The sequence below is a fragment of the Acuticoccus sp. MNP-M23 genome, assembly GCF_031195445.1.
In the GTDB taxonomy this organism is placed as follows: Bacteria; Pseudomonadota; Alphaproteobacteria; order Rhizobiales; family Amorphaceae; genus Acuticoccus.
Genome location: NZ_CP133480.1, coordinates 3,382,323 through 3,404,547, shown reverse-complemented (window position 1 = coordinate 3,404,547; position 22,225 = coordinate 3,382,323). Strand labels below are relative to the sequence as shown.

The window sequence follows — 22,225 nt, the reverse complement described above, 5'->3', positions numbered from 1 at the left end:
TTCAGGCGCCAAGCGCCAGGCGCACCTTGTCCGCCGTGGGGATCGGCGCAATCGCCCCATACCCTTCCACCGAGAGCGATGCGGCGGCCGTGGCGTAGGTTGCCGCGTCCGTCACACTGTCTCCAGCGGACAGTCTGGCAAGGAACGCGCCGTCGAAACAGTCCCCCGCTCCGCTGGCATCCACCAGCTTTGCCGGGCGTGATGCGATCTGGTGCAAGGCGCCGCTCTCGCCAATCAGCGCGCCGGCTTCGCCGAGGGTCAGCGCAACGATGCGCGGCCCGAGGCTTGCGTAAAAGTCGATTATTTCGCGCGGCTCTTCAAGACCGCACAGGAGCCGTGCATCGTCCATGCCGGGAAGCGCAATGTCAGCCATCCGCATTGCCTCGTGGATGACGGCGCGGGCGCGGTCCACCGGCCACAGCAGCGTGCGCAGGTTGGTGTCGATGGAGACCGTCACCCCCGCCTCGCGCGCCACTTTCATGGCGGCGAAACACGCGTCGCAAGCCGATTCGGAAATCGCCATGCTGATGCCGGACAGGTGCAGGATGCTGGCCGACCGGATGGCCTCCAGCGGCAGATCCGCCGGCCGCATCCGGCTGGCGGCCGAACCCTTGCGCAAGTAGGTAAAGCGGTGGCCCTTCTCGTCGTGGTGGACGAAATAAAGGCCGGTGGGCGCCACGGGGTCCCGCGTCACATGCGCAGACGAGACGCCCTCGGTGGCCCACAGGCCCATCAGGCTGTCCCCGAACTCGTCGGCGCCGATGGCCGCAATCATTGCCGTGCGCGCCCCCTGCCGGGCTGCGGCAATGGCCACGTTCGAGGTATCGCCGCCATGGCCCTGGAGCCAGTTGCTCCCCTCGATGTGGTTGAACTCGATCAGCGGTTCCCCAAGGGCAACAATATCCATCGGCCGCTGGTTCACTTGGCTGTGGCGCGGGCGCTGACGGTCGCCTCGCAGAAGGCGTTCGCGTCGGCGGCAATGGCGTCAACCGATTTGCCGGGCTTGTAGAGCGCCGAGCCGATGCCGAGACCGTCCACGCCGCCCTTCATCCAGTCGGCAATGTTGCCGAGGCTGACGCCGCCGGTCACGAACAGGCGCGTGCCCTTGGGCAGCACTGCGCGCATCGCCTTCACCACGGCGGGCGACATGCCGTCACCGGGGAAAAGCTTCAGCCCGTCGGCGCCGGCATCAAGCGCGCGGAAGGCTTCTGACGGGGTGAACACGCCCGGCACCGAAATCAGCCCGCAGCGCTTGGTGGCGCGCACAACCTCTTCGTTGAGGTTCGGCGAAACGATGATCCTGCCGCCGCAGTCGGCCACCCTTGACACCTGCTCCGCCTGAAGGACGGTGCCCGCGCCCACAATGGCGTCGGCGCCGAATTTCTCCGCCTGAATGCGGATGGAGCGGTAGGGCTTCGGCGAATTCAGCGGCACTTCCATCACGGGGAACCCCGCGCCAAGAAGCACCTCGCCCACCGGCTCGGCCTCTTCCGGGGAGATGCCGCGCAGCACCGCAATCAGCGGCAGTTTGGCAATGGCATCATCAAGCGTCATCGTGGGCTCTCCTTGGGTAACATGGGCGGTCTCGCCCAAAGCGGCAGCGCCGTCAACGCGGCGATGCCGCCGGGCAGCAGGCGCGCATCAATGCACGCGCACCCTGCGCCGGGCGATGGTGGACAGACCGAGCGCGGCGGCGCTGGCTTCGGCGCGCTCCGCCTCGATGCCGAAGGCACCCAGCGCGTCCGCATAGCGCGCCGCAAGGTCCGCCGCACCAACCACGACGACCCGCGTCAGCCCGTGCGCTGCCGTTGCCACTTCGGCGCCGATCAGCAGACCGGACAGGAATGCCGCGCCGTCTTCTGGCGCAAGGCGGCCAAACAGCGTTTCGGCGCGGATGTTGAAGAAGCGCTGCATCAGTTCGCCGGGCGCACCAAGCTCGCTTGCCGCTTCGAGGCCGCGGCGAAACGCGCGCGGATCGCCGCCGTCCTTCTCCATCATTTTCGCAAGGATCGTGTGCCTGGACAAAGCCTCGAACAGCTCGCCGGTCATGTAGGTGCGGAAATCGGTGATGGCGCCATTTTCCACCGTCACCCACTTTGAATGGCTGCCCGGCAGGACGAACGTGGCGGACCGCTCGCCGCGCGCGGCGAGAACGCCGAAAATCTCGGTCTCCTCCCCGCGCATGACGTCGGCCCAGTCGGACGCCTTCGCCGCTGCCACCCCCGGAACGATGGCAACATCATTTCCGAGCGTGGGCGCGTCGAGCGCGAGGGTGCCGGCGGCAAGGTCGTCCACCGTTGCCGGCAGCCCCACGTAAGGCACCTCTTCCCAGCCCTGACGGCTGCCGACCATGCCCGCCATCAGGATCGGTGCATCCGGCGCTGCATCGCGCCAGGGCGCGATGGTTTCAGCCAGCACCGCCTCGAAACCGCCGGCCGGAACGCGCATCAGGCCCTTGTCGGCGGTGATGGAATCCACCGCCTTGCCGTCGCCGTCGATCAGATACGCGCGCAGCCGGGAGGTGCCCCAATCGACGCCGATCAGCATCAGTGGCTGTGGCGCGGCACGAAGGAGCGCGCGGTCTTCTTGTATTTGACCGACGGCTTCAGGACCATGCCCTTGTCAAACTGGTCGACGCAGCCGCGCTGGATCTCCTGCCAGGGCGTCTGGCTCTCGGGGTACTTGTAGCCGCCGTCCGCTTCCAGCGCCTTGCGCCGCTCCGCCATCTCCTCGTCGGAGATGAGGATGTCGGCGCGGCCCTTGCCGATGTCCATGCGGACCCGGTCGCCGGTTTTCAGGAGAGCAAGGTTGCCGCCGGCCGCCGCTTCCGGCGACGCGTTGAGGATGGCCGGGGTGCCCGACGTACCGGACTGGCGCCCGTCACCCACGCACGGCAGCTCCATCACGCCCTTCTTGATGAGGTAGTCGGGCGCGCGCATGTTCACGACTTCGGCGCCGCCGGGGTAGCCGATCGGCCCGGTGCCGCGCATGAAGAGAATGCAGCTGTCGTCGATGTCGAGCGAGGGATCGTCGATCCGGTGGTGGTAGTCCTCCGGCCCGTCGAACACGATGGCACGGCCTTCGAAGGCGTCCAGATCGCCTTCGTTGGAAAGGTAGCGCTCGCGGAACTGCGGGCTGATGACGGACAGCTTCATCACCGAGGAATCGAACAGGTTGCCGCGCATCACCTTGAAGCCGGCGGTCTTCTTCAGCGCGGTCTCAAACGTGCGGATGACGTCGGCATCGAGGATCTCGGTATCCCGGCAGTTGTCGCCCATCGTCTTGCCGTTCACCGTCATCGCGCCTTCGTGGACCTTGCCGTGCTTCATCAGCTCGGCAACCACTGCGGGGACGCCGCCGGCGTGGTGATAGTCTTCGCCCAGATAAGCGCCGGCCGGCTGGAGGTTCACCAGAAGCGGGATTTCGAGGCCGTGCGTCTCCCAGTCGTCGATGGAGAGGTCGACGCCGACGAGGGACGCGATGGCGTTGATGTGGATCGGCGCGTTGGTGGAACCACCGATGGCCGAGTTGATGATGATCGCGTTCTCGAACGCCTCACGGGTGAGAATGTCGGACGGCTTCACGTCCTCCTTCACCATGTCGACGATGCGAAGGCCGGTGCGGTAGGCGCAGGCCGCGCGCTCCTTGTGGGGCGCGGGGATCGCGGCCGAACCCGGCAGGCTCATGCCGAGCGCTTCGGCGAGCGAGTTCATGGTGGTCGCCGTGCCCATGGTGTTGCAGTAGCCGGGCGACGGGGAGCCGGAGGCGACGAGGTCGAGGAAGCCGTCGTAGTCGATCTCGCCGCCGGCGAGAAGGCGGCGCGCTTCCCACACGATGGTGCCGGCGCCTGTGCGCTTGCCCTTGTACCAGCCGTTCAGCATCGGCCCGCCGGAGAAGGCAATTGCCGGAATGTCGACGGTTGCGGCGGCCATCAGGCAGGCCGGCATGGTCTTGTCGCAACCGATGGTGAGGACGACACCGTCGAGCGGATAGCCCTGCAGGACTTCCACCAGCGAGAGGTAGGCAAGGTTGCGGTCGAGCGCGGCGGTGGGGCGCTTGCCGGTTTCCTGGATGGGGTGCGTCGGAAATTCGATGGCGATGCCGCCGGCTTCACGGATGCCTTCGCGCACACGCTTGGCAAGCTCGACGTGGGGCCGGTTGCAGGGCGACAGGTCGGACCCGGTCTGCGCGATGCCGATGATCGGCTTGCCGGACTGAAGCTCCTCGCGGGTGATCCCGTAATTGAGGTACCGCTCCAGATAGAGCGCAGTCGCCGACGGATCGGACTGGTCGTCAAACCATTGACGGCTTCTGAGTTTTTCTTTTTCGAACATCGAGGCACCTCCACCCCGATCCGTTACTGCCTTGCCGGTTCCGCTTCAAGGCGGTTCATGCGGGTTGCGAAAATCGCACTGGCCTTCACGGCCGGTTTCAGGGACATATTCCCGGCAAAGAGTGACCCCGGCAAGAGTTCCGGGTTTCCAGACCCCAGGACCGCAGACAGAAGTCGAGTGCGCATGAACCTCCTCAAATTTCTCAAGCCATCGTCCCAGCAGGCTTCCGAAGGCAGGGCGCGGTCAAGGCGGCGCGGCTCTAACGAAACGCCTGTCTTTACCATGACGGTGGACGGCCGGGCGATTCGCTTCGGAATGCCGACGGCCGGAACGCGGCGCTTTTTCATCCCCCGTTATGAAGACGGCAGGATCCACGAAGCGGGCGCGACGAAGTTCTTTCTCAACGCCCTCAAACCGGACAGCGTGTTCCTCGATATCGGCGCAAACCTTGGATATTTTTCCATGGTGGCCGCCGGGGTTGCGCACAAGGTCTATGCGGTGGAAGCGCAGGAGTTCATGGTCGGCGTCATCCGCGCCAATGCTGAACTGAACGAGTACACCAACGTGACCGCCCTCTGCGCGGCAGCCGGTGATTCGCCGGCGCTGGTCACGATGCCGGTGGCGGGACGGCCGTCCACAGGGATTGGCGATCACGACGAGGGCCTGACCGTTCCCGTCATCCGCATCGACGACTATTTCAAGGCTCTCGCCCCCACCGTGATCAAGATCGATGTGGAGGGGTTCGAGCTCAATGTGCTGAAGGGAATGGAAGAGATCCTGAAGACCGGCCCCTCCCTCGCCATCGAACTGCACAAACGGATGGTGGAATTCGGCGCAACGCCCAAGGCGGTCTTCGAGTTGCTGTCGGACCACGGTTACACACTGCGGGTGGGTGAGCACCGGGACGAGACGCTTTCGCTGAATGAACTTGGCGGCGCCTCTCTGACAGCTTCATTCAACAACAAGATGGTATTTTGTGACCGACCGTCAGGTGTTGCCTGACGGAGTCGGAATCCCCCGTGCGGTTGCAACAATCAGACGCACGAACTAACGAGGCAGGCAATCGACAGGAAAGTCCGAAGGTGTGGCTCTGACACGGCTCTTCAGAAAACCGAAAAAACCTCACGTCTTTCCTGGAGAGGACGAGCGCATTGCGCTGTTCGCGCCGCTCTTCGACAACGCCTTCTATCTCGAAAATCACACCGACGTGGCGTCCGCCGGCGCCGATCCGCGTCTGCATTATGTGCGTGATGGCTGGAAGGAACGGCGCCAGCCGCATCCGCTGTTCGATTCGTCCTGGTATCTGACCAACAACCAGGATGTGGCAGACGCCAAAGTGGACCCCCTCACCCATTATCTGACGGACGGATGGCGGGAGCATCGGAGCCCGCACCCGCTGTTCGACAGCCGCCGCTACGAAACGCTCTACGGCATCGGTCCGTCGTCCGGCCACAACCCGCTCCTGCACTATCTCGACATCGGCTGGCAGGAGGGAATGGAGCCGCACCTCCTGTTCAAGCCGGTCTGGTATCTGTGCCAGAATCCGGACGTTGTGGCGTTGGAGGTGGATCCACTCACCCACTACCTCACCACCGGATGGCGGACCGGCAAGAAGGCGATCCCCGCCTTCGATCCCACCTGGTATCTCCAGCGCTACGGGGCGCTCCGGGACCGCAGGCAGGAACCGCTCACGCAATATCTCAAGCACGGCGCCGCGGAGGGCCGGCACCCCAACGCTGCCCTTGAGGCAATCTGGGGCGACAAGCGTGCCCCGATCCGGGACCGGCAGACCCCGCTGGAAGCGTACGTCATGACACCGGACTACCTGCGTACGCAGGATCCGCCGACGTTCGACGCCGACTATTACGCCAACCTTTATCCCGAGATGGCGGATCTGACGCGCCGGGAGCGCGTCGGCCATTTCGTGCGGTCCGGGTATGCCGAGGGGCGGATCGGCCACCAGACGCGAGCAGAATCGGTTCACGCCAAACCCGCCGTGCCGCATGTGCCGCCGCGCAACCGCCGCATTCTCGGCGACCGCGGCCGGCCGCAATACAGCGCCCCGCTGATCGTCGGCGGGTTCCACCGCAGCGGCACCTCGATGACCACCAACATTCTGGCCGATGCCGGGCTGCATGTGGGCGACAAGCTGCTTGGCGCCAAGAAGTCCAACCCCTACGGCCACTACGAAGACGTGGACATCATTGCCTTCCACGACACGCTGCTGGGCCAGAGTGGCCAGAGCTGGCAGGCCGCCGCCGATTTTCCGCCGATCCTGACCCCGCGGGACTGGCGGTTCATGATGCAGTACGGGGCCCGTAAATCGGTGCATGGGGCCTGGGGCTTCAAGGATCCGCGGGTCTGCCTGTTCCTGCCGGAATGGCACTCCGTGTTTCCGGACCTTTCGCTCCTTTACATCTACCGCCCATGCATCGAGTGCGTACACTCGCTCAAAAAGCGAGCCGCAGCTGACCTCACGAAGAATATCGCGCCCAAGGCCAACGGCATCTTCTTCACCAACTCAGACGTTGCCGTGAGCATGTATCTGGCCTATGCGCAGCGAGTTCTGCGCTTCCTCGACGGGTTCGATGGCCGGGTGAAGGTCATCGCCCTCCAGGACCTTATGGAAAACCGTGATCTGGTTGGCGAGATCAGGCGTGACTGGGGTTATACTCTGGCCGACGTGATGCCATTCGACGTTTACGACGGGCGCAGTCTGAGCCAGAGCGGTCCCAACGAGATCATCCACGATCCCTCCCTGCTGGAGGAAATTCACGCCGTGGACCGCGCTTTCGAAGAGAAATTGAACTAGACCGACGGTCGTGGCTGACGGCCCCTGCAAGACACTGAACGAAGGCACTGGATGCGCAAGCAGATCTTCGAAACCATTCCCACGGACGACCAGTTGCCGGGCCTTTATCAGGTCCTGCGCTATGAAAACGCGTCGCAACGCGCAGAGATCTCATCGCTCGAAAGCGAGGTCGAACGGCTCAAGGCGCAAGTGGACGCCATGGAGGAAAAGCTCGGTACGCAGCAGCTGGTCATCGACGATTTCGGTGCCGAATTGCGTACGCTGCGCCGCGATGCCCGTTGAGCGGAGCGCGTTCGCGTGAGTTCTGAACCCATGGAAGGCACTGCCCGCCCCCTGCTCGTGATCGACGGCCCAACAGTGTCGCTGGCCCACGGGCCGGACGACGTGCGCCCGGTCGACCCGAAGGCGGACCGGGCCGAGATCGGGACAGCCGTTGCAGCCGTGCTCCTCAACCTTGGCCCCATGCGCAAGCAGATGAAGGGCGCGGAGAATCTCGCGGTCGAGGCGCTGAACGAGCTGCCGTTCTTTGCTGCACTGGACACGTTCGACCCGAGCGCGCGTTCGGTTGCCCTTCGTGCGCTCACCCCGTCCGACCGGCTGGTGCGGCGCGAGGCGCCCGCACAAGGCGCCAGCGCCGTCGATCTCATCTGTCCGGACATGTCCGCCGAAGCGATACGGGCCACGGCATTCGAGGCAGTGTCGGGAGATGCTTTCGCCCCGGTCACCGTCTGGCAGCCCGATGAGTCCGCCGAACCGCTCCAGATTGCCCAGAGCCTTTACAACAAGTGGCGCTTCATCCCGCTGAAGGCCGAGATTTCGGGCCGCCTCAGCCGCATTGCGGGGTCTCGCGGGACCACCGGTCAGGGGCTTCGGGTGGCGCATTATCGCTGCGGCGACGCGTCCCTCTCCGTCGCTGTGGACCGGTCCCACCGCTATCTCGGCCTTGACGATGCGGCACCTGCCGACAGCCCGGCCCCGGTTCACTTTCCGGCGCGGGAATACCGCTGCCTCGCTGATCTCACCGGCGCGGACCGGCGGCAGGAGGCGGACGTCATCATCCTCACCGACGTGTCTGTCGACAGCCCGCGCGAGCGCTTCATCGAAGCACTTTCGCCGCTGGGTGCGCTTGCAGCGCAGCGCTGCACCATCATGGCGATCACCGAAATGCCAGACCTCGCAACCTTCCTGCGGACACGGCGAGATGGTGCCGCCTTCGGCCGCATGGCGCGGCTTCTGAGCCACGCTTTCAGCAGGGATTGCGAGGTCCGCAGTTTTGCCACCCTCGGCCACAAGCCGTTCGACGCCGTGCCCCAGCGGATCCTTCTGGAAATCGAGGGAACGGCATGAGCCAGAACCGGATCGCGATCTGCTCCAACGCCATGGTGCCGGGCTCCCGCGCGCCCAGCAGCGCCCACGCCCTGCGGGCCAACGGGCTGTACGTCGGCCTCACGGCGGCCGGCTTTGACGCCGACATTGTTGCCACCACGCAGCCGATCATCCAGCAGCTGGACCGGTGGGGTACGCGCCGGGTCAGCATCCCCGGCCACTGGCGGATCTTGCCGGACAATGCCTATTCGGCGCGCCTCAACGCAGACTATCGCACGGTCATCTTCCCGAACTGGAACACCGCGCGGGACTTCAGAAAGACCAGCAAGGTCAACGTCGTCTACGATTTCTTCAGCGCCACTATGGTGGAACACGCGCTGATCTTCTCGCCGGCGGAAATCGTCGCCAAAAAGGCTGACAAGCTGCGCCTCCTGCGCGATGTGGACATGGTGATCGCCAACGGCCAGGTGCAGGCGGACTATGCGGCAAACTTTCTGCCCGATGAGGCGGGACGTGAGGTCACAGGCCCGATCCCGGCAGTGCGGCTGGCGATCCCCTGGTCGGGCAATCAACCGGCGGACGGGCCGCTCCGCGTGTTCTTCGGCGGCTTTCACCAGACGTGGACCACCGGCATCGGCCTTACCGAACTTGAGACCCTTGCCGACGAGATCGACCTTGAGATCCACACCATCGGCATCGGGCAGCATCTGCACTTCCGCAGCCTGTCGCGCTCCGGGCGGATCCGGCCGCGCACGCAGCGCCTCATCCCGCACACCGTGGCCTCGTTCGAAAGCTACCAGTCGCTGAACGGCGGGTGCCACGTCTCGCTGGACATCTTCGAACCCAATGACGAGCGGCGGATGTCCTACTCCACCCGCGCAGTGTCCTCCATCGCCTGCGGTTGCCCGCTCATTACCATGTCGTTCACCGAGATCGGGAGAATGGTAGCCGAAACCGGCGCAGGCTGGACGTTGGACACGTTCTCGCTGGATGCGCTCTCCGCCCTCCTCAAGCGCCTGAAGGACAACCCGGACGAAATTGCGCAGGCACGGCAGAACACGCGGCGCTTCTGGGAGGCCTATATCGACCCCGCCAAGCAGATCATGCCGCTGGTCGAGATGCTGAAAGAGGGCGCAAGCAATGTTCGCTAAGATTGCCGCCGAATGCCCCACCATCGTGTTCGTGGCCCATGGCGGACCGCTCGAACCGCAGGCAGCGCTCCTCGCCGCCAGCCTTCACGACGCCTATCTGCCGCGCAAGATCGTCTGCCGCGTGATGGAGCCGGTGGAACAGTGGACCGCGCTGGGCGATGACCTGACGGCGTTTCTCGACAGCCTCGGCGTCGAAATCATCCCCTGCCGCAACGGGGTCGATGACGAATACAAGCACGGCAACAAGATCGGCGCGCTTGGCGGGATCAACGGCCGTGCCCTGTTTCTGGACACCGACATCATGCTGATGACGCCGCTGTCGTGGCATCACAACCTGACGGGCGCAGCGGCGCTGAAACCTGCCGACATCGACACGTTCTCCAATGGCGGCGGAAGCTGGGCGCGGGTCTGGCGCGCGTTCGACCGCGACGTGCCGCCACGGACGCTGACCGCGACGATCTCCGGCACGCCGATGCGGCCTTACTATAATGCGGGTTTCATCTCGGTGCAGGACGGCGATGCCTTCACCAACACATGGCTCGAGGTTGCCAGAAAGATCGATGCTGACGAGAGCATCGGCAACAAGCGGCCCTGGCTGGACCAGATTGCCCTGCCGGTGACGTTTGCCGAGCTCGGATGGGACGTGGACGTTCTGGGCGATGCCTTCAATTTCCCGTGCCACCTTGCCGATGTTGGCGACATGGCACCTTACTTTGCCCACTATCACTACGCCAAAACACTGGCTGCGCAGCCGAAACTGCGCTTCCGCGTTGCGCAACTGATGGCACTTTACCCCGCTCTGGCGCCGATCCTGTCGCGCTTCAAGGGTTGGGCCGGGCTTGTGAGAGAGATCCGGAAAAAGGCCATCTGAGCGGGTGCTGCCGATGCCGGGCCGCGGCAGCCTGCCCGCACACAGACTTGCCATGCATCATACCGGACCAAATATCAGCTCACCTCAGACATTCAATTAGCGTCCGGGCGCGGGCGGGCAGCGTTCACCTTGTGAACAACGCCAGAATGCACCGGACACATCATCCTTACTGTATTCGTCCAGCCGTCACTCAGACCATCAGCATGACTTGGAGGCCGGACGGCGACAACGTCCACAGCCTCCTTTGGCCCGGACGAACCTGTTGGTAACTTAATCCATTGGAAAAGTGGGCTGAAGAGAATATCCATATTCATGTCGGCCAGCGCCGTTGAAGCGGGCGGAAGTTGCGCCGGGCTTGCAAAGTATGTCTGAGAGGCGTTGAACATGCGTAGGAATGTCAGCATCAAGGTCGAGAGAGTGCGCAATGAAAGCGCCTGATGCGCGTCGCGTGCTCCTGCTGCAAGGGCCACCCTCGCCGTTTTTCGGCGTTCTGGCACGCCAGTTCAAAAGCGCAGGCATCCCGGTCACGAAGATCAAGCTCCACGCCGGCGACGGTTTACGGGCTGGCGAGGGCATCGGCTTCACCGGCAAGATCAACGAGTTCGCCCCGTTTCTGCGCCGGGTGATGCGCCGCCACGCCATCACCGATGTTCTGTATTTTGCCGACAGGCTGCCCTACCACCGCGTTGCTGAAAAGGTTGCGGGCGAGATGGGCGCAACGCCCTACGCCGTTGAAAACGGCTACATCCGGCCCGACTGGTTGACGCTGGAGCCAGGCGGCATGGGCGCCTTCTCGCGCTTTCCCACCGACCGCAACCACATCGAAGCCATTGCCGACGGTGCGCCCCCGGTCGACGACAGCGTGCTCTACAGCCACTCATTCACGACCGAAGCCTACTACGACGTCAGCTACACCCTTTTCGGCCTCGCCGCCGCGCTGCGCTATCCGCATTATGAGCGCGACCGGGACAATCATCCGCTGAAAGAATATTTCTCGTGGCTTCCGCAGCTGGTGCGCCGCAATGTTGCGCGAAAGCGTGCGCCCCGTCAGCTCGCCCGCGTTCTGGCGGAAAACCGGCCTTTCTTCCTGTTTCCCATGCAGCTGCAGGAAGATTATCAGATCCGCCACAACTCCCGTTATACCGGGCTCGCCACGCTGGTGGACGACGTGTTCTCTTCCTTTGCGCGCACCGCGCCGGAAGAGGCCCTCCTCCTGATCAAGATCCACCCGCTGGACAACGGCCTCCAGAACTGGCGGCAGATCATGAAGGATGCGAAGCGCAAGTACGGGCTGACCGGACGCATCCGTCTCCTCGCCGCTGGCTCGCTGCCGGAGATGCTGGCGGCCTGTGAAGGCGTCGTCCTCGTCAACTCCACGGTGGGTCTTACCGCACTGCGCGCCGGCAAGCCGACCAAGGCGATGGGCGCTGCCGTCTACGACCTGCCGGGCCTCACCTCCCAGCAGTCGCTGGACGAATTCTGGCAGAAACCCGCCGCGCCCGACATGGCATATGTTGAAACCTTCGTGCGGGCGCTGGCCGCAGCCACCCAGCTGAAGGGCAGCTTCTACGATCCGGCCGGGATCAATGCCGGTGCGGACGAAATCGTCCGACGCGTGGCAACAGGCATCGGCTCGTCCAGCTGGTTCGTCTCGCCGCCGCCACGGCTTGAGAAGGCCGCTGCCATGGGTGTTCCCCTCGATCCGCCGGTCGGGCGAGCGCGGATCATGCTTGAGGTGTAAGATTGGCGCGTGGCTCGTAAAATGGTACGAGGGGTCCTATATAATTTCCGCTAAACCATAAATCGAGTATGCGCGACGTGGCGAACGCTCCCATTACGCAAAAGATCATGCGAAACGCCCGCGGTGCACTTATCGCGATCGGGGTGTTTTCGTTCGTTATCAATGTGCTGATGCTGACCGGCCCCATCTACATGCTGCAGATTTATGATCGGGTCCTGTCCTCAGGCAGCATTCCGACGTTGATCGCACTGTCCGTCATCGTGATGGCGCTCTACGGTTTCATGGCGGTGCTGGACCTCATCCGCCAGCGCATCCTCATCCGGATCGGCCATAAATTTGACGACGGGATGGGCTCCACCGCCTTCTCCGCCTACGTCGACGCCCCCATGAAGCTTGGCCCCCAGGGTGCACAGCTCCAGCCGATCCGCGATGTGGACCAGCTGCGCCAGTTCTTCGCCTCGCCGGGCATCACTGCCCTGTTCGACATGCCGTGGATGCCGCTTTATCTGGCGGTGGTCTACATGATCCACCCCTATCTCGGGATGCTTGCCACGGTCGGCGCCATCATCCTCGTCGCCATTGCCATCATCACCGACCGTGCGGCCCGCAAGGCGGTCGCAGAATCCGGCGAACTTTCCACCAAGCGTTCGATGTTCGCCGAATCCTCCCGGCGCAATGCCGAGGTCGTGCGCGGCATGGGGATGCTGACCGGGATCGGCTCGGTCTGGCAGGGCCTCAACCGCAACTTCCTGCGCTCCAACGCCCGCGCTGCCGAAATCATCTCCACCTCTTCGGTGGCAACCAAGGTGTTCCGCCTGTTCCTGCAGTCCGCAGTGCTCGGCCTTGGCGCCTACCTTGCGGTGGAGCAGATCATCTCGCCGGGGGCGATGATTGCGTCCTCCATCATCATGAGCCGCGCGCTGCAGCCCATCGAGGCGGCCGTGTCCAACTGGCGCCAGTTCCTGTCCTCCAAACAGGCCTACCGCCGGCTGAACGCCACGCTGACCGCAACCGACGAAGCCGACAAGATGTCCCTCCCGGTGCCCCGGCAGGGTCTCGCATCGCAGACGGTCACTGTCGTTGCCCCGGGCGGGCGCACACCCATCATCGTGGACGTGTCGTTCAAGGTGCCGGCCGGTCAGGCCGTCGGCATCATCGGACGGTCCGGTTCCGGCAAGTCGACCCTGGCCCGCGCGCTAGTCGGCGTGTGGCCGATCGCCCGCGGCGCAGTCATGCTGGACGGCGCCCCGATCGACCAGTTCCGGCCCGAAGAGCTCGGCCGCCACATCGGCTACCTGCCGCAGGACGTCGAGCTTTTCCAGGGCACAGTGGCCGACAACATCGCCCGCTTCGATCCCGACTTCACGCCCGAATCCGTGGTGGAAGCTGCGAAGGCTGCCGGTGTCCACGAGCTGATCCTCGACCTTGCGGACGGTTACAACACCCCGATCGGCGAAGGCGGGGCCGCGCTCTCCGGCGGCCAGCGCCAGCGCGTCGCCCTGGCGCGCGCACTTTACGGCAAGCCCTTCCTTGTGGTGCTGGACGAACCGAACTCCAACCTCGACGCCGAGGGTGACAAGGCTCTGGCCAGCGCCATCGCAGCCGTGCGCGGACGCGGCGGCGTGGCTGTCATCGTCGCGCACCGCCCCTCCGCCGTCGCCAATGTCGACCTCATCTTGATGATGGATGGCGGCCGCGTCCGCGACTTCGGTCCGCGCGAGGAAATCATGGCGCGGGTCACCCGCCCCCGTAACGACATGCGCGTCGTCGGCAAACCGGAAGCTGCCGAATGAGCGCCTCAGACAAGAAACTCGACCCGGACCGCCCGATCTTCGCCAAGTCCATGGAGCGATACATCGGGATGGGGCTCATCGCGATCCTCGTTCTGGTGGTGGGCTTTGGCGGCTGGGCGGCCATGGCCAACATCTCCGGCGCGGTGGTTGCGCCCGGCAAGGTGGCCGTCGGCTCCCGCGTCAAGGAAATCCAGCACCGGGAGGGCGGGATCGTCCGCGAGATTCTGGTGGAGGACGGCGACCGGGTGAAGGCCGGCCAGCTCCTCATCCTCCTCGACGATACGCAAAGCCGTGCCGCACGCGACGTTGTGAGCGGCCAGCTGATCGCCTATCGCGCCCGAATGGATCGCCTCGCCGCCGAGCGCGACCATTTGGATGGTGTCACCTTCCGCGACACCCTCGAAAAGCGCGCGGCCAACGATCCGGTGATTGCCGAGATCTTGTCCAGCCAGCGGGGGATCTTCGCTGCGCGCCGGGCGACGCAGGCCGGACAGACCACCCAGCTCGACGAGCAGCTTTCCCAGCTGGACGAGCAGATCAAGGGCCTCGACGCCCAGCGCGGCGCCAAGCAGCGCGAGATCGTGCTGGTCAACGACGAGCTTGCCGATCTGCGCCAGCTTCTGGAACGTGACCTTGTCCCCCGTTCCCGCGTTGTCGGGCGCGAGCGGGAGGCGGTGCGGCTGGAGGGCGAGGAAGGCGACCTCACCTCCCGCATTGCGACCGCACGGGGACGGATGGCAGAAATCCGGGTCCAGAAGTTGCAGGTGGAAAAGGAATTCCAGCAGACCGTGCTCGACGATATCGAGCGGCTGCAGACCGAAATTGCGACGCTGACAGAGCGCACCGTGGCCGCCGACGACGAGCTGTCGCGGGTCGAGGTGGTCGCCCCGGTGGCAGGGCTGGTGCACGAAATGGCCGTCTCCACCGTGGGCGGCGTCATTGCACCCGGCGCAACCATCCTGAAGATCGTGCCGGACTCGGACGAGCTGATTGTGGAGGCGCAGGTCTCCCCCATCAACGTCGACGAAATTTCGATGGGGCAGGACGCGCACGTGATGTTCTCCGGCCTCTCCAGCCGCGAGACGCCGCGCCTCAACGCCGTGGTGCAGACCATTTCGGCCGACTCCACCCGCGACGAGCAGACGCGAATGGACTTCTTCACCGTGCGCATCTCCCTCACCGAAGAAGAGATCGAACGCCTTGGCGGCGATGTGACCCTGACGCCGGGAATGCCGGCCGAAGTCTTCATCCGCACCCGCGACCGCAGCGTGCTGGACTTCCTGATCGAGCCGCTGCTGGAAGCCGCCAACGTCACCTTCCGCGAGGGCTGAGGGTCACCGTGCCTTTGCCGCGGCGTCCCGCCAGAGCGAAACGAGCGGGCCGGCCTTGCCGAAGACCGGGTCCGCCGCGGGAAGCGGGACTGCCGCAATCTGCGCTCTTGCCGCTGCGGTGACGGGGGCTTCGCCGCGGAGCGTCTCGTAATTCTCCTGGCCGGCGGGGTACGCGCCGCAGACGGAAAAGTCGTCGCTGGCGGCAACGCGGCAATGGCCTGTGCCGGCGGGAAGCACCATCACATCGCCCGCTGCCACGCTGACCACGCTCCCCTCCGGCCCGCCAAGTTCAATGTCGGCCCGGCCGGAGACCACCGCCAGCACCTCGTGCGCATTGGGGTGATAGTGGTGAAACGGGAACACCGTATATTGCCATGCGCCGCCCCAGCCATTGCGGGCAAACAGGGCGATGATGGCTTTGGCGCCCGTCTCGCCGGCAGCACCGCGCATCAGGAGCGCAGGCAGGAGGTTGTTGTTGGGGATGTGATGGCCGGGCGCGAAGCGCAGGCTCTCGACGTTAGCGGCCGGGGCATCGCCGGCATGGTGGGGCAGATCTCGATCCGGCGGCACGGCGGGGCTCCTTTTGGGGGAAAATCGTCCTGCGGTTGGGAGGGTGGCCGATTTTGGAGCGGCTTGGAACCGGGGTGCCGGTGGCTGATCCGGCGCGGCGTTCGGATCTGCCGTTTGGGGGGTTGCCGGGTGGCAACGGGGCGTGGCCCGGCGCCGCTGAGGCGGCCCGGTGGTGCTGGGAAAGGCGGGACGCGGTTGCGGCTCGCTGTATGAAATAGAATGAACCGCTTCCGCGTCCCATCCTTTCGGCTTTTTACGGGTGTTGCGCCTGTCCGGCACGGCCGGTTTCCCGGCTGCGGCACCCCAGGCCTCGGCTGAGCGTCTTGTTGCTCGCCTTGCTTTCGCCCTCCGCCCGCTCCGGCGGATGATGGACGCGCCTGGGCCCCTCGGGTGCCCGTGCCACTGACACGGAACACGGGCCGCACACCCGGTCCACCGCAAGGCCGGGGTCCGTTACCCCCCGCCCCTTGCGGCAACCGAAGCCCCTGGCTCTCGTAGCGGACGGTCCGGCACGCCTCCCGTTGAGCCAAGCGGCATGGGGAGAGTGGCATGGGGGCTTTGGGGCGGGGATAAGTTTTGCCCCGGCGGGCCGGTTTCAGCCGGGGTTAATGCCAAGTGGGGCTGGCTCTGCCATCAATATGGATGCGACCGCAGCGCAGGAACACCGACCGACTGGAGAGCACCGTGGACAACGCCTCGTGAGTGACAGCTTTTTCGGCCTCGACCCCTACCACGTGCTGATTGCGGCCGTTGGCGGCGTCGTCATCCTCGCCTACTGGCTGCCCCGCTTCGCCTCCTCGCGCGAACCTGCAGCATCGGGCCTTCTCATCGTGATGGCGGCGCTGGTGTTTTCGCTCCTGCCCGGGATGCCGGCTGCGCTCGACCCGCGCGAGAGCCCGAAGGTGTGGGAGCTTGCCAGCGAGATCGCGGTGATTGCGGCGCTCTTCGGCACCGGGATCAAGATCGACAACATCCGCAGCCTGTCCCGCTGGCGGCCGACGATCATGCTCCTCGCCGTCGCGATGCCGCTCACCATTCTCGCAGTCGCCCTCCTCGGCCACTACATGGCGGGGCTCACCATCGCCGGCGCCATCCTGCTGGGTGCCGTGCTTTCGCCGACCGACCCGGTGCTGGCCGGCGACGTGCAGGTCGGCCCGCCCCTTGCCGGCGGCGAGCACAGGGTCCGCTTCACGCTGACCGCCGAGGCGGGGCTCAACGACGGGCTCGCCTTCCCGTTCGTCTATCTCGGCCTCATTGTCGCCGCGCAGGGGTTCGACCCCAGCGCATGGGGCCTCGAGTGGCTGGGGCGTGACGTCATCTACCGGATCGGCGTCGGCTCGCTGCTTGGCGCGGGGTTCGGGTGGCTGCTCGGGCAGGTTCTCTTCATCGTGCCGAGGAAGGCGCCGCTGGCCGACACGGTGTCCGGTATTGTCGCGCTCGCCGGCGTCCTCCTCTGCTACGGCGGGACGGAGCTTGCCGAGGGTTACGGCTTCATCGCCGTGTTCGTGATGGGGCTGACCTTGCGCCGGATCGAACGCGGGCACGACTTCCACCGCCGCCTGCACGACTTCACCGAAGCGATCGAGCACGCCATCACCGCGATCATCCTCGTGGGGCTGGGGGCGGCCATTCCGATCCTGTTCCAGGACCTGACGCTGGTTCACGTGGTGATTGCGGTGCTGCTGATCTTCGTGGTGCGGCCGGCGGCGGGCTGGCTTTCGCTCGCCGGCACGAACGTTGGCGGGCGCAACCGCGCGGTGATCGCGATCTACGGCGTGCGCGGTGTGGGCTCGGTCTACTACCTCGCCTACGCGCAGAGCCACATCGAGTTCGTGAACGAGCCTCAGCTGTGGGCGCTGGTGGCGTTCGTCATCCTGCTCTCGACGATGGTGCACGGCCTGACGGCGGGGATGGCGATGGAGCGGATCGGGCCGGATGGGGATGAGAGGTGATCTGCGCGGCCCCATGGCGCATCTTGCTTGAATAGTACCTTTTCTGGTACATATCCCCGATGGATGACGGCAAGCGGCTGCCGGCCCGGTTCTTTCAGTCGGACGCGGGGCGCATTCCGGTTCGCGACTGGCTGCTTGCGCTGACGCCGGCGGACCGCAAGGCGATTGGCGACGACATTCGCACGGCCGAATTCGGCTGGCCGCTGGGGATGCCGCTCTGCCGAGCGATCCGCGGCGTGAAGGGATTGTGGGAGGTCCGCACGGATCTTCCGGGCGGGCGGATCGGGCGCGTGTTCTTCTGCAGCCACGACGGGAGCATGGTTCTCCTCCACGGCTTCATCAAGACGACGCAGAAGACGCCGCCGAAGGAAATTGCGACTGCAGTACAGCGTATGAAGGGTTTGCGATGAGCGAGATCGAAGCCGGCACCGCCGGCCCCCTGTTCGAGGATTTTCTCCGCGACGAGGGGACGTATGCCGCAACCACCGAGCAGGCGGTCAAGCGCGTGCTGGCGTTTCAGCTGGCCGCCGCGATGAAGGACGAGGGCATCACCAAGGCGGAGATGGCGCGGCGGCTGGAGACGAGCCGGTCGCAGCTGGACCGGCTGCTTGATCCGGCGAACGAGAGTGTTTCGTTGGGGGTTTTGGGGCGGGCGGCTAAGGTTTTGGGGCGGCGGTTGCGGGTGGAGTTGGTCTGACCTTTAATCTAATAAGCCTATGCGTCTCTTCAATATCTGAATTTCTAGTGCAAGACAGCAACGCTTACGGGGACGTTTTGCGCTTAATTTAACCTCTCCATCAGCAGGCGATCCGTGATCGTTTCGAGTTCGAAATTTACTCGAATAAGATCGTCGGTTGAAACGGCTTCACTTCCGTGTACTGAAGCGTTTCGCAAAATCAAAGCCTCGCGCAAAACTTCAATGTCCTTGGAAGAGATAATATTCTTACTCTTAAGCTGAGCCAGCATGGCATGGAAACTCAACCGTGTGTCATTTTGCCGATCAGGCAGTCCGAAGCTGCTATAAACACCCTCGAACCGTATCCAAGCCTCTTGCAGCGCCTCCACTGCCGCGTATTTCCGCATCCTATTAATCGTTTCCGTGTCTTGTTGTTTTCTCCAAGACAATACAAACACTGAGAGTATTGATGTTGTTAAACCCACAACACCCATCGTAACAGCTATCAATTCATCGCTCGAAAAAGAGATCTCAAACGTTACAACAACCAAGTAAAGGGCCGACAACATAGACAATAGTAGACCGAGGAGCAAATATATCCTCATTATATTTGCGATTGAGGCTGACCTCCTCGATCTATATTCGATTGCACGCAGTAAATCCGCTGAGACTGCACTACGTTCGTATCGCTCATCCTGCAACATCATCACTCCTTCAGGGCAGAGAGCGTCGTCGCTACGATTGCCGCTGCCAATAATACAGCAAATAATATAACTCCACCTGAATCGTTAAGTTTATCCTCACCGTATGTAAGTCCAACTAATAACGCTAGTACGGAAGAAGAAATCTTAAGTAAAACTTTAAAATAATCACGCGGCGGAATACTCAACCCCCTTCGCTGCACAATTACGGCGTCATCGACCATGGATTTCGTTATTTCGGATGGGCCATCCGAAGGATTTCGTCCTGCCTCCAATCGACTGGCTTCAGCGATAATTTCATCGATATAGGACTCAGCTGCCTTTTTCAAACCATCACGCGCAGGCGTACTAAACCCCTCAAGACGTGAATTATCGACACTAATTTCAATCGTCATGAGCACCAAGCCTAATGATCAGTGAGCACTAAAACCGCTTTTCGGCACACACATGCATCTTTCCGACGAAGCTCCATGATTCAAAAACAGAAGAGCCGATTCTGCGGAAAACAATTTTCGAATTTCATAATGAAAACTGAATGCACTCGACAAATTCGTCAAGCGCGGTGAGTACGCAATCGCTGGCATCCAGCGTAGGCGAAACATTCCAAGTTGCGCCTACGCTGGATGTTAGAAAGCCGGACGCAAAGCGCCCGGCCTTCCAACCCAATAGCCAAACCGGAAAAGATCAGGCCGCGTCGGCCTTGATCTCCTCGCCCGTGGCCTGGTCGACGACCTTCATCGAGAGGCGCACCTTGCCGCGCTCGTCAAAGCCCATCAGCTTGACCCAGACCTTCTGGCCGTCCTTGACCACGTCGGCGGCCTTTTCGGGGCGCCCTTGAGTCATCTGCGAGATGTGGACGAGGCCGTCGCGGGGGCCGAAGAAGTTCACGAAGGCGCCGAAGTCGACAACCTTCACCACCGTGCCCTCGTAGATCTGGCCCACTTCCGGCTCGGCCGTGATGCCCTTGATCCAGTTGAGCGCAGCCGTGATCGCCTTGCCCTCGGAGGACGCGATCTTGACCGTGCCGTCGTCCTCGATGTTGACCTTGGCGCCGGTCTTCTCGACGATCTCGCGGATCACCTTGCCGCCCGAACCGATCACTTCGCGGATCTTGTCGACCGGGATCTTGATCACTTCGATGCGAGGGGCGTATTCGCCAAGCTCGGTGCGGGCCGAGTCGATCGCCTTGGACATCTCGCCGAGGATGTGGAGGCGGCCGCCCTTGGCCTGGTCGAGCGCGACCTTCATGATCTCCTCGGTGATGCCGTCGATCTTGATGTCCATCTGGAGGGACGTCACGCCGTTGGCGGACCCGGCAACCTTGAAGTCCATGTCGCCGAGGTGGTCTTCATCGCCCAGAATGTCGGAGAGGACCGCGAACTTTTCGCCTTCCTTGATGAGACCCATGGCAATGCCCGCGACAGGTGCCTTGAGGGGCACGCCGGCATCCATCAGCGCCAGCGAACCGCCGCAGACGGACGCCATGGAGGACGAACCGTTGGACTCGGTGATCTCGGAGACCACGCGGGTGGTGTACGGAAAGTCGTGGTGGGCGGGCAGCATCGGGTGGATGGCGCGCCAGGCGAGCTTGCCGTGGCCGATCTCGCGGCGGCCGGGGGAGCCCATGCGGCCGGTCTCGCCTACCGAGTAGGGCGGGAAGTTGTAGTGCAGCATGAACTGCTGCTTCACGGTGCCTTCCAGAAGGTCCATGAACTGCTCGTCGTCGCCGGTGCCGAGGGTGGCGACCACCAGGGCCTGCGTCTCGCCGCGGGTGAAGAGCGCGGAGCCGTGGGCGCGCGGCAGGATGCCGACTTCGCACTCGATCTGGCGGACGGTTTCAAGGTCGCGGCCGTCGATGCGGGTCTTGTCGTTGATGATCTGGCCGCGGACGATGGCGGCTTCGGTCTTCTTGAAGAGGTCGTTGAGGGTCTGCTTGGTGGGGCCCTCCTCGCCTTCGTCGGGCAGCATCGCGTCCATGACACGGGCCTTCACGGCGTCGATGGCGTTCTTGCGCTCGGTCTTGGCGCGGATGCCGTAGGCCTTGGCAAGGTCCTTGGCGGCCATCTTCTTCATGACGGCGGCAAGGGCGCTGTTGTCCGGCGCGTTGTGCTCGCGCGGCTCTTTTGCGGCCTTCTCGGCAAGGCGGATGATCGCGTCGATGACCGGCTGGAATTCCTTGTGGCCGAACATGACGGCGCCGAGCATGACGTCCTCGGAAAGCTCCTTGGCTTCCGATTCCACCATCAGGACCGCGTCGCCCGTGCCGGCGACGATGAGGTCGAGCGCGGTGTCTTCCATCTGGTCGAGCGTCGGGTTGAGGACGTACTCACCGTCGATGTAGCCGACGCGGGCGCCGCCGATGGGGCCCATGAAGGGGACGCCGGAGAGGGTGAGCGCTGCGGAGGCTGCGACCAGCGCCACGATGTCGGGCTGGTTTTCAAGGTCGTGCGCGAGCGTCGTGATGACGATCTGCGTGTCGTTCTTGTAGCCGTCGGCGAAGAGCGGGCGGATCGGGCGGTCGATCAGGCGCGAGGTGAGGGTCTCGTGCTCGGACGGGCGGCCTTCACGCTTGAAGAAGCCACCCGGGATCTTGCCGGCGGCGAACGCCTTTTCCTGGTAGTTGACCGTGAGGGGGAAGAAGTCGAACCCCGGTTTCGGCTGCTTTTCGGAGACGACCGTGCAAAGCACGGTGCTCTCGCCGTAGGTCACCATCACGGCGCCGTCGGCCTGGCGGGCCACCTTGCCGGTTTCGAACGTGAGGGTGCGGCCACCCCATTCGATGGATTCGGTCTGATAGTCGAACATTTGTCTGCCTTTCGTGCATACGTGGTGCGGCGCACGGGCGGGCAAGACAACGAGCGGCTGGCCGGTTGGCTGGCAGCGGCTGGCAATCCTGCCCCTCCTCGGGGGCCGCAGGCCGTCGTTACGGCCGGGTTGAAGGCCTCAGCCTTCCATGTTGGGCGGGTT

The 22,225-nt window shown here is 64.0% G+C and carries 20 protein-coding genes; 12 read left to right on the top strand and 8 right to left on the bottom strand.

The features are described from left to right. Position 1: 1 nt before the first annotated feature. The 4 genes from RDV64_RS15710 to RDV64_RS15695 all read right to left on the bottom strand — a co-directional run bounded on the left by RDV64_RS15710 (position 2) and on the right by RDV64_RS15695 (position 4,334). Entirely contained in the window at positions 2-907 is a 906-nt protein-coding gene (locus RDV64_RS15710; protein ID WP_309195862.1) for a sugar kinase, read from the bottom strand. Positions 908-918: 11 nt separating this feature from the next. Next, a complete protein-coding gene (locus tag RDV64_RS15705; protein WP_309195861.1) occupies positions 919-1,554 on the bottom strand; it encodes a 2-dehydro-3-deoxy-6-phosphogalactonate aldolase in 636 nt (211 codons plus the stop codon). An 87-nt stretch (positions 1,555-1,641) separates the two neighbouring features. Then, on the bottom strand, positions 1,642-2,547 hold the full coding sequence (locus RDV64_RS15700; RefSeq protein WP_309195860.1) for a 2-dehydro-3-deoxygalactonokinase: 906 nt from the start codon (positions 2,545-2,547) through the stop codon (positions 1,642-1,644). Next, positions 2,547-4,334 (bottom strand): IlvD/Edd family dehydratase, encoded by a 1,788-nt coding sequence (locus RDV64_RS15695; RefSeq protein WP_309195859.1) that lies wholly within the window; start codon positions 4,332-4,334, stop codon positions 2,547-2,549. Before RDV64_RS15695 ends, RDV64_RS15700 begins: the two co-directional genes overlap by 1 nt. Before the next feature lie 183 nt (positions 4,335-4,517). Here RDV64_RS15695 and RDV64_RS15690 point away from each other — a divergent pair, with 183 nt between their 5' ends. The 9 genes from RDV64_RS15690 (at position 4,518) to RDV64_RS15650 (ending at position 15,359) form a co-directional block, all read left to right on the top strand. Continuing rightward, positions 4,518-5,336 carry an FkbM family methyltransferase gene (locus RDV64_RS15690; protein ID WP_309195858.1) on the top strand — a complete coding sequence of 273 codons (819 nt, stop codon included), beginning with the start codon at positions 4,518-4,520 and terminating at the stop codon, positions 5,334-5,336. An 82-nt stretch (positions 5,337-5,418) separates the two neighbouring features. Continuing rightward, the gene (locus tag RDV64_RS15685; protein WP_309195857.1) at positions 5,419-7,146 is read left to right on the top strand and encodes a hypothetical protein; all 1,728 of its coding nucleotides are present in this window, start codon (positions 5,419-5,421) and stop codon (positions 7,144-7,146) included. 51 nt (positions 7,147-7,197) lie between these two features. Next, positions 7,198-7,428: a hypothetical protein gene (locus RDV64_RS15680; RefSeq protein WP_309195856.1), complete on the top strand. Its 231-nt coding sequence runs from the start codon at positions 7,198-7,200 to the stop codon at positions 7,426-7,428. 15 nt (positions 7,429-7,443) lie between these two features. After that, positions 7,444-8,493, top strand: coding sequence for a hypothetical protein (locus tag RDV64_RS15675; RefSeq protein WP_309195855.1), 1,050 nt, complete (start codon positions 7,444-7,446; stop codon positions 8,491-8,493). Further along, positions 8,490-9,623, top strand: coding sequence for a hypothetical protein (locus RDV64_RS15670; RefSeq protein WP_309195854.1), 1,134 nt, complete (start codon positions 8,490-8,492; stop codon positions 9,621-9,623). The genes RDV64_RS15675 and RDV64_RS15670 overlap by 4 nt, the downstream gene beginning before the upstream one ends. Then, positions 9,613-10,494: a hypothetical protein gene (locus tag RDV64_RS15665; protein ID WP_309195853.1), complete on the top strand. Its 882-nt coding sequence runs from the start codon at positions 9,613-9,615 to the stop codon at positions 10,492-10,494. Before RDV64_RS15670 ends, RDV64_RS15665 begins: the two co-directional genes overlap by 11 nt. A 424-nt stretch (positions 10,495-10,918) precedes the next feature. Continuing rightward, positions 10,919-12,235, top strand: a complete 1,317-nt coding sequence (locus RDV64_RS15660) for a capsular biosynthesis protein (protein ID WP_309195852.1) — start codon at positions 10,919-10,921, stop codon at positions 12,233-12,235. A gap of 107 nt (positions 12,236-12,342) precedes the next feature. After that, a complete protein-coding gene (locus RDV64_RS15655) occupies positions 12,343-14,028 on the top strand; it encodes a type I secretion system permease/ATPase (protein ID WP_309195851.1) in 1,686 nt (561 codons plus the stop codon). Next, positions 14,025-15,359: an HlyD family type I secretion periplasmic adaptor subunit gene (locus tag RDV64_RS15650; protein WP_309195850.1), complete on the top strand. Its 1,335-nt coding sequence runs from the start codon at positions 14,025-14,027 to the stop codon at positions 15,357-15,359. The genes RDV64_RS15655 and RDV64_RS15650 overlap by 4 nt, the downstream gene beginning before the upstream one ends. A gap of 3 nt (positions 15,360-15,362) precedes the next feature. Here RDV64_RS15650 and RDV64_RS15645 read toward each other — a convergent pair whose 3' ends face one another. Beyond that, on the bottom strand, positions 15,363-15,929 hold the full coding sequence (locus RDV64_RS15645) for a cupin domain-containing protein (protein ID WP_309195849.1): 567 nt from the start codon (positions 15,927-15,929) through the stop codon (positions 15,363-15,365). Between the two features lie 698 nt (positions 15,930-16,627). Here RDV64_RS15645 and RDV64_RS15640 point away from each other — a divergent pair. From RDV64_RS15640 to RDV64_RS15630, 3 genes are read left to right on the top strand one after another with little or no spacing between them, the layout of a single operon-like run. Then, positions 16,628-17,881 (top strand): cation:proton antiporter, encoded by a 1,254-nt coding sequence (locus tag RDV64_RS15640; protein ID WP_309195848.1) that lies wholly within the window; start codon positions 16,628-16,630, stop codon positions 17,879-17,881. Positions 17,882-17,940: 59 nt separating this feature from the next. Next, a complete protein-coding gene (locus RDV64_RS15635) occupies positions 17,941-18,291 on the top strand; it encodes a type II toxin-antitoxin system RelE/ParE family toxin (RefSeq protein WP_309195847.1) in 351 nt (116 codons plus the stop codon). Further along, a complete protein-coding gene (locus tag RDV64_RS15630) occupies positions 18,288-18,578 on the top strand; it encodes a helix-turn-helix transcriptional regulator (RefSeq protein ID WP_309195846.1) in 291 nt (96 codons plus the stop codon). The genes RDV64_RS15635 and RDV64_RS15630 overlap by 4 nt, the downstream gene beginning before the upstream one ends. A gap of 83 nt (positions 18,579-18,661) precedes the next feature. Here the strand turns inward: RDV64_RS15630 and RDV64_RS15625 are convergent, their stop codons facing one another. The 3 genes from RDV64_RS15625 to pnp all read right to left on the bottom strand — a co-directional run bounded on the left by RDV64_RS15625 (position 18,662) and on the right by pnp (position 22,063). Further along, a complete protein-coding gene (locus RDV64_RS15625) occupies positions 18,662-19,150 on the bottom strand; it encodes a hypothetical protein (protein ID WP_309195845.1) in 489 nt (162 codons plus the stop codon). Between the two features lie 113 nt (positions 19,151-19,263). Continuing rightward, complete coding sequence (locus RDV64_RS15620) at positions 19,264-19,653, bottom strand: hypothetical protein (protein ID WP_309195844.1); 390 nt, start codon at positions 19,651-19,653, stop codon at positions 19,264-19,266. Positions 19,654-19,942: 289 nt separating this feature from the next. Further along, complete coding sequence (pnp, locus tag RDV64_RS15615) at positions 19,943-22,063, bottom strand: polyribonucleotide nucleotidyltransferase (protein WP_309195843.1); 2,121 nt, start codon at positions 22,061-22,063, stop codon at positions 19,943-19,945. Between the last annotated feature and the right edge of the window lie 162 nt (positions 22,064-22,225).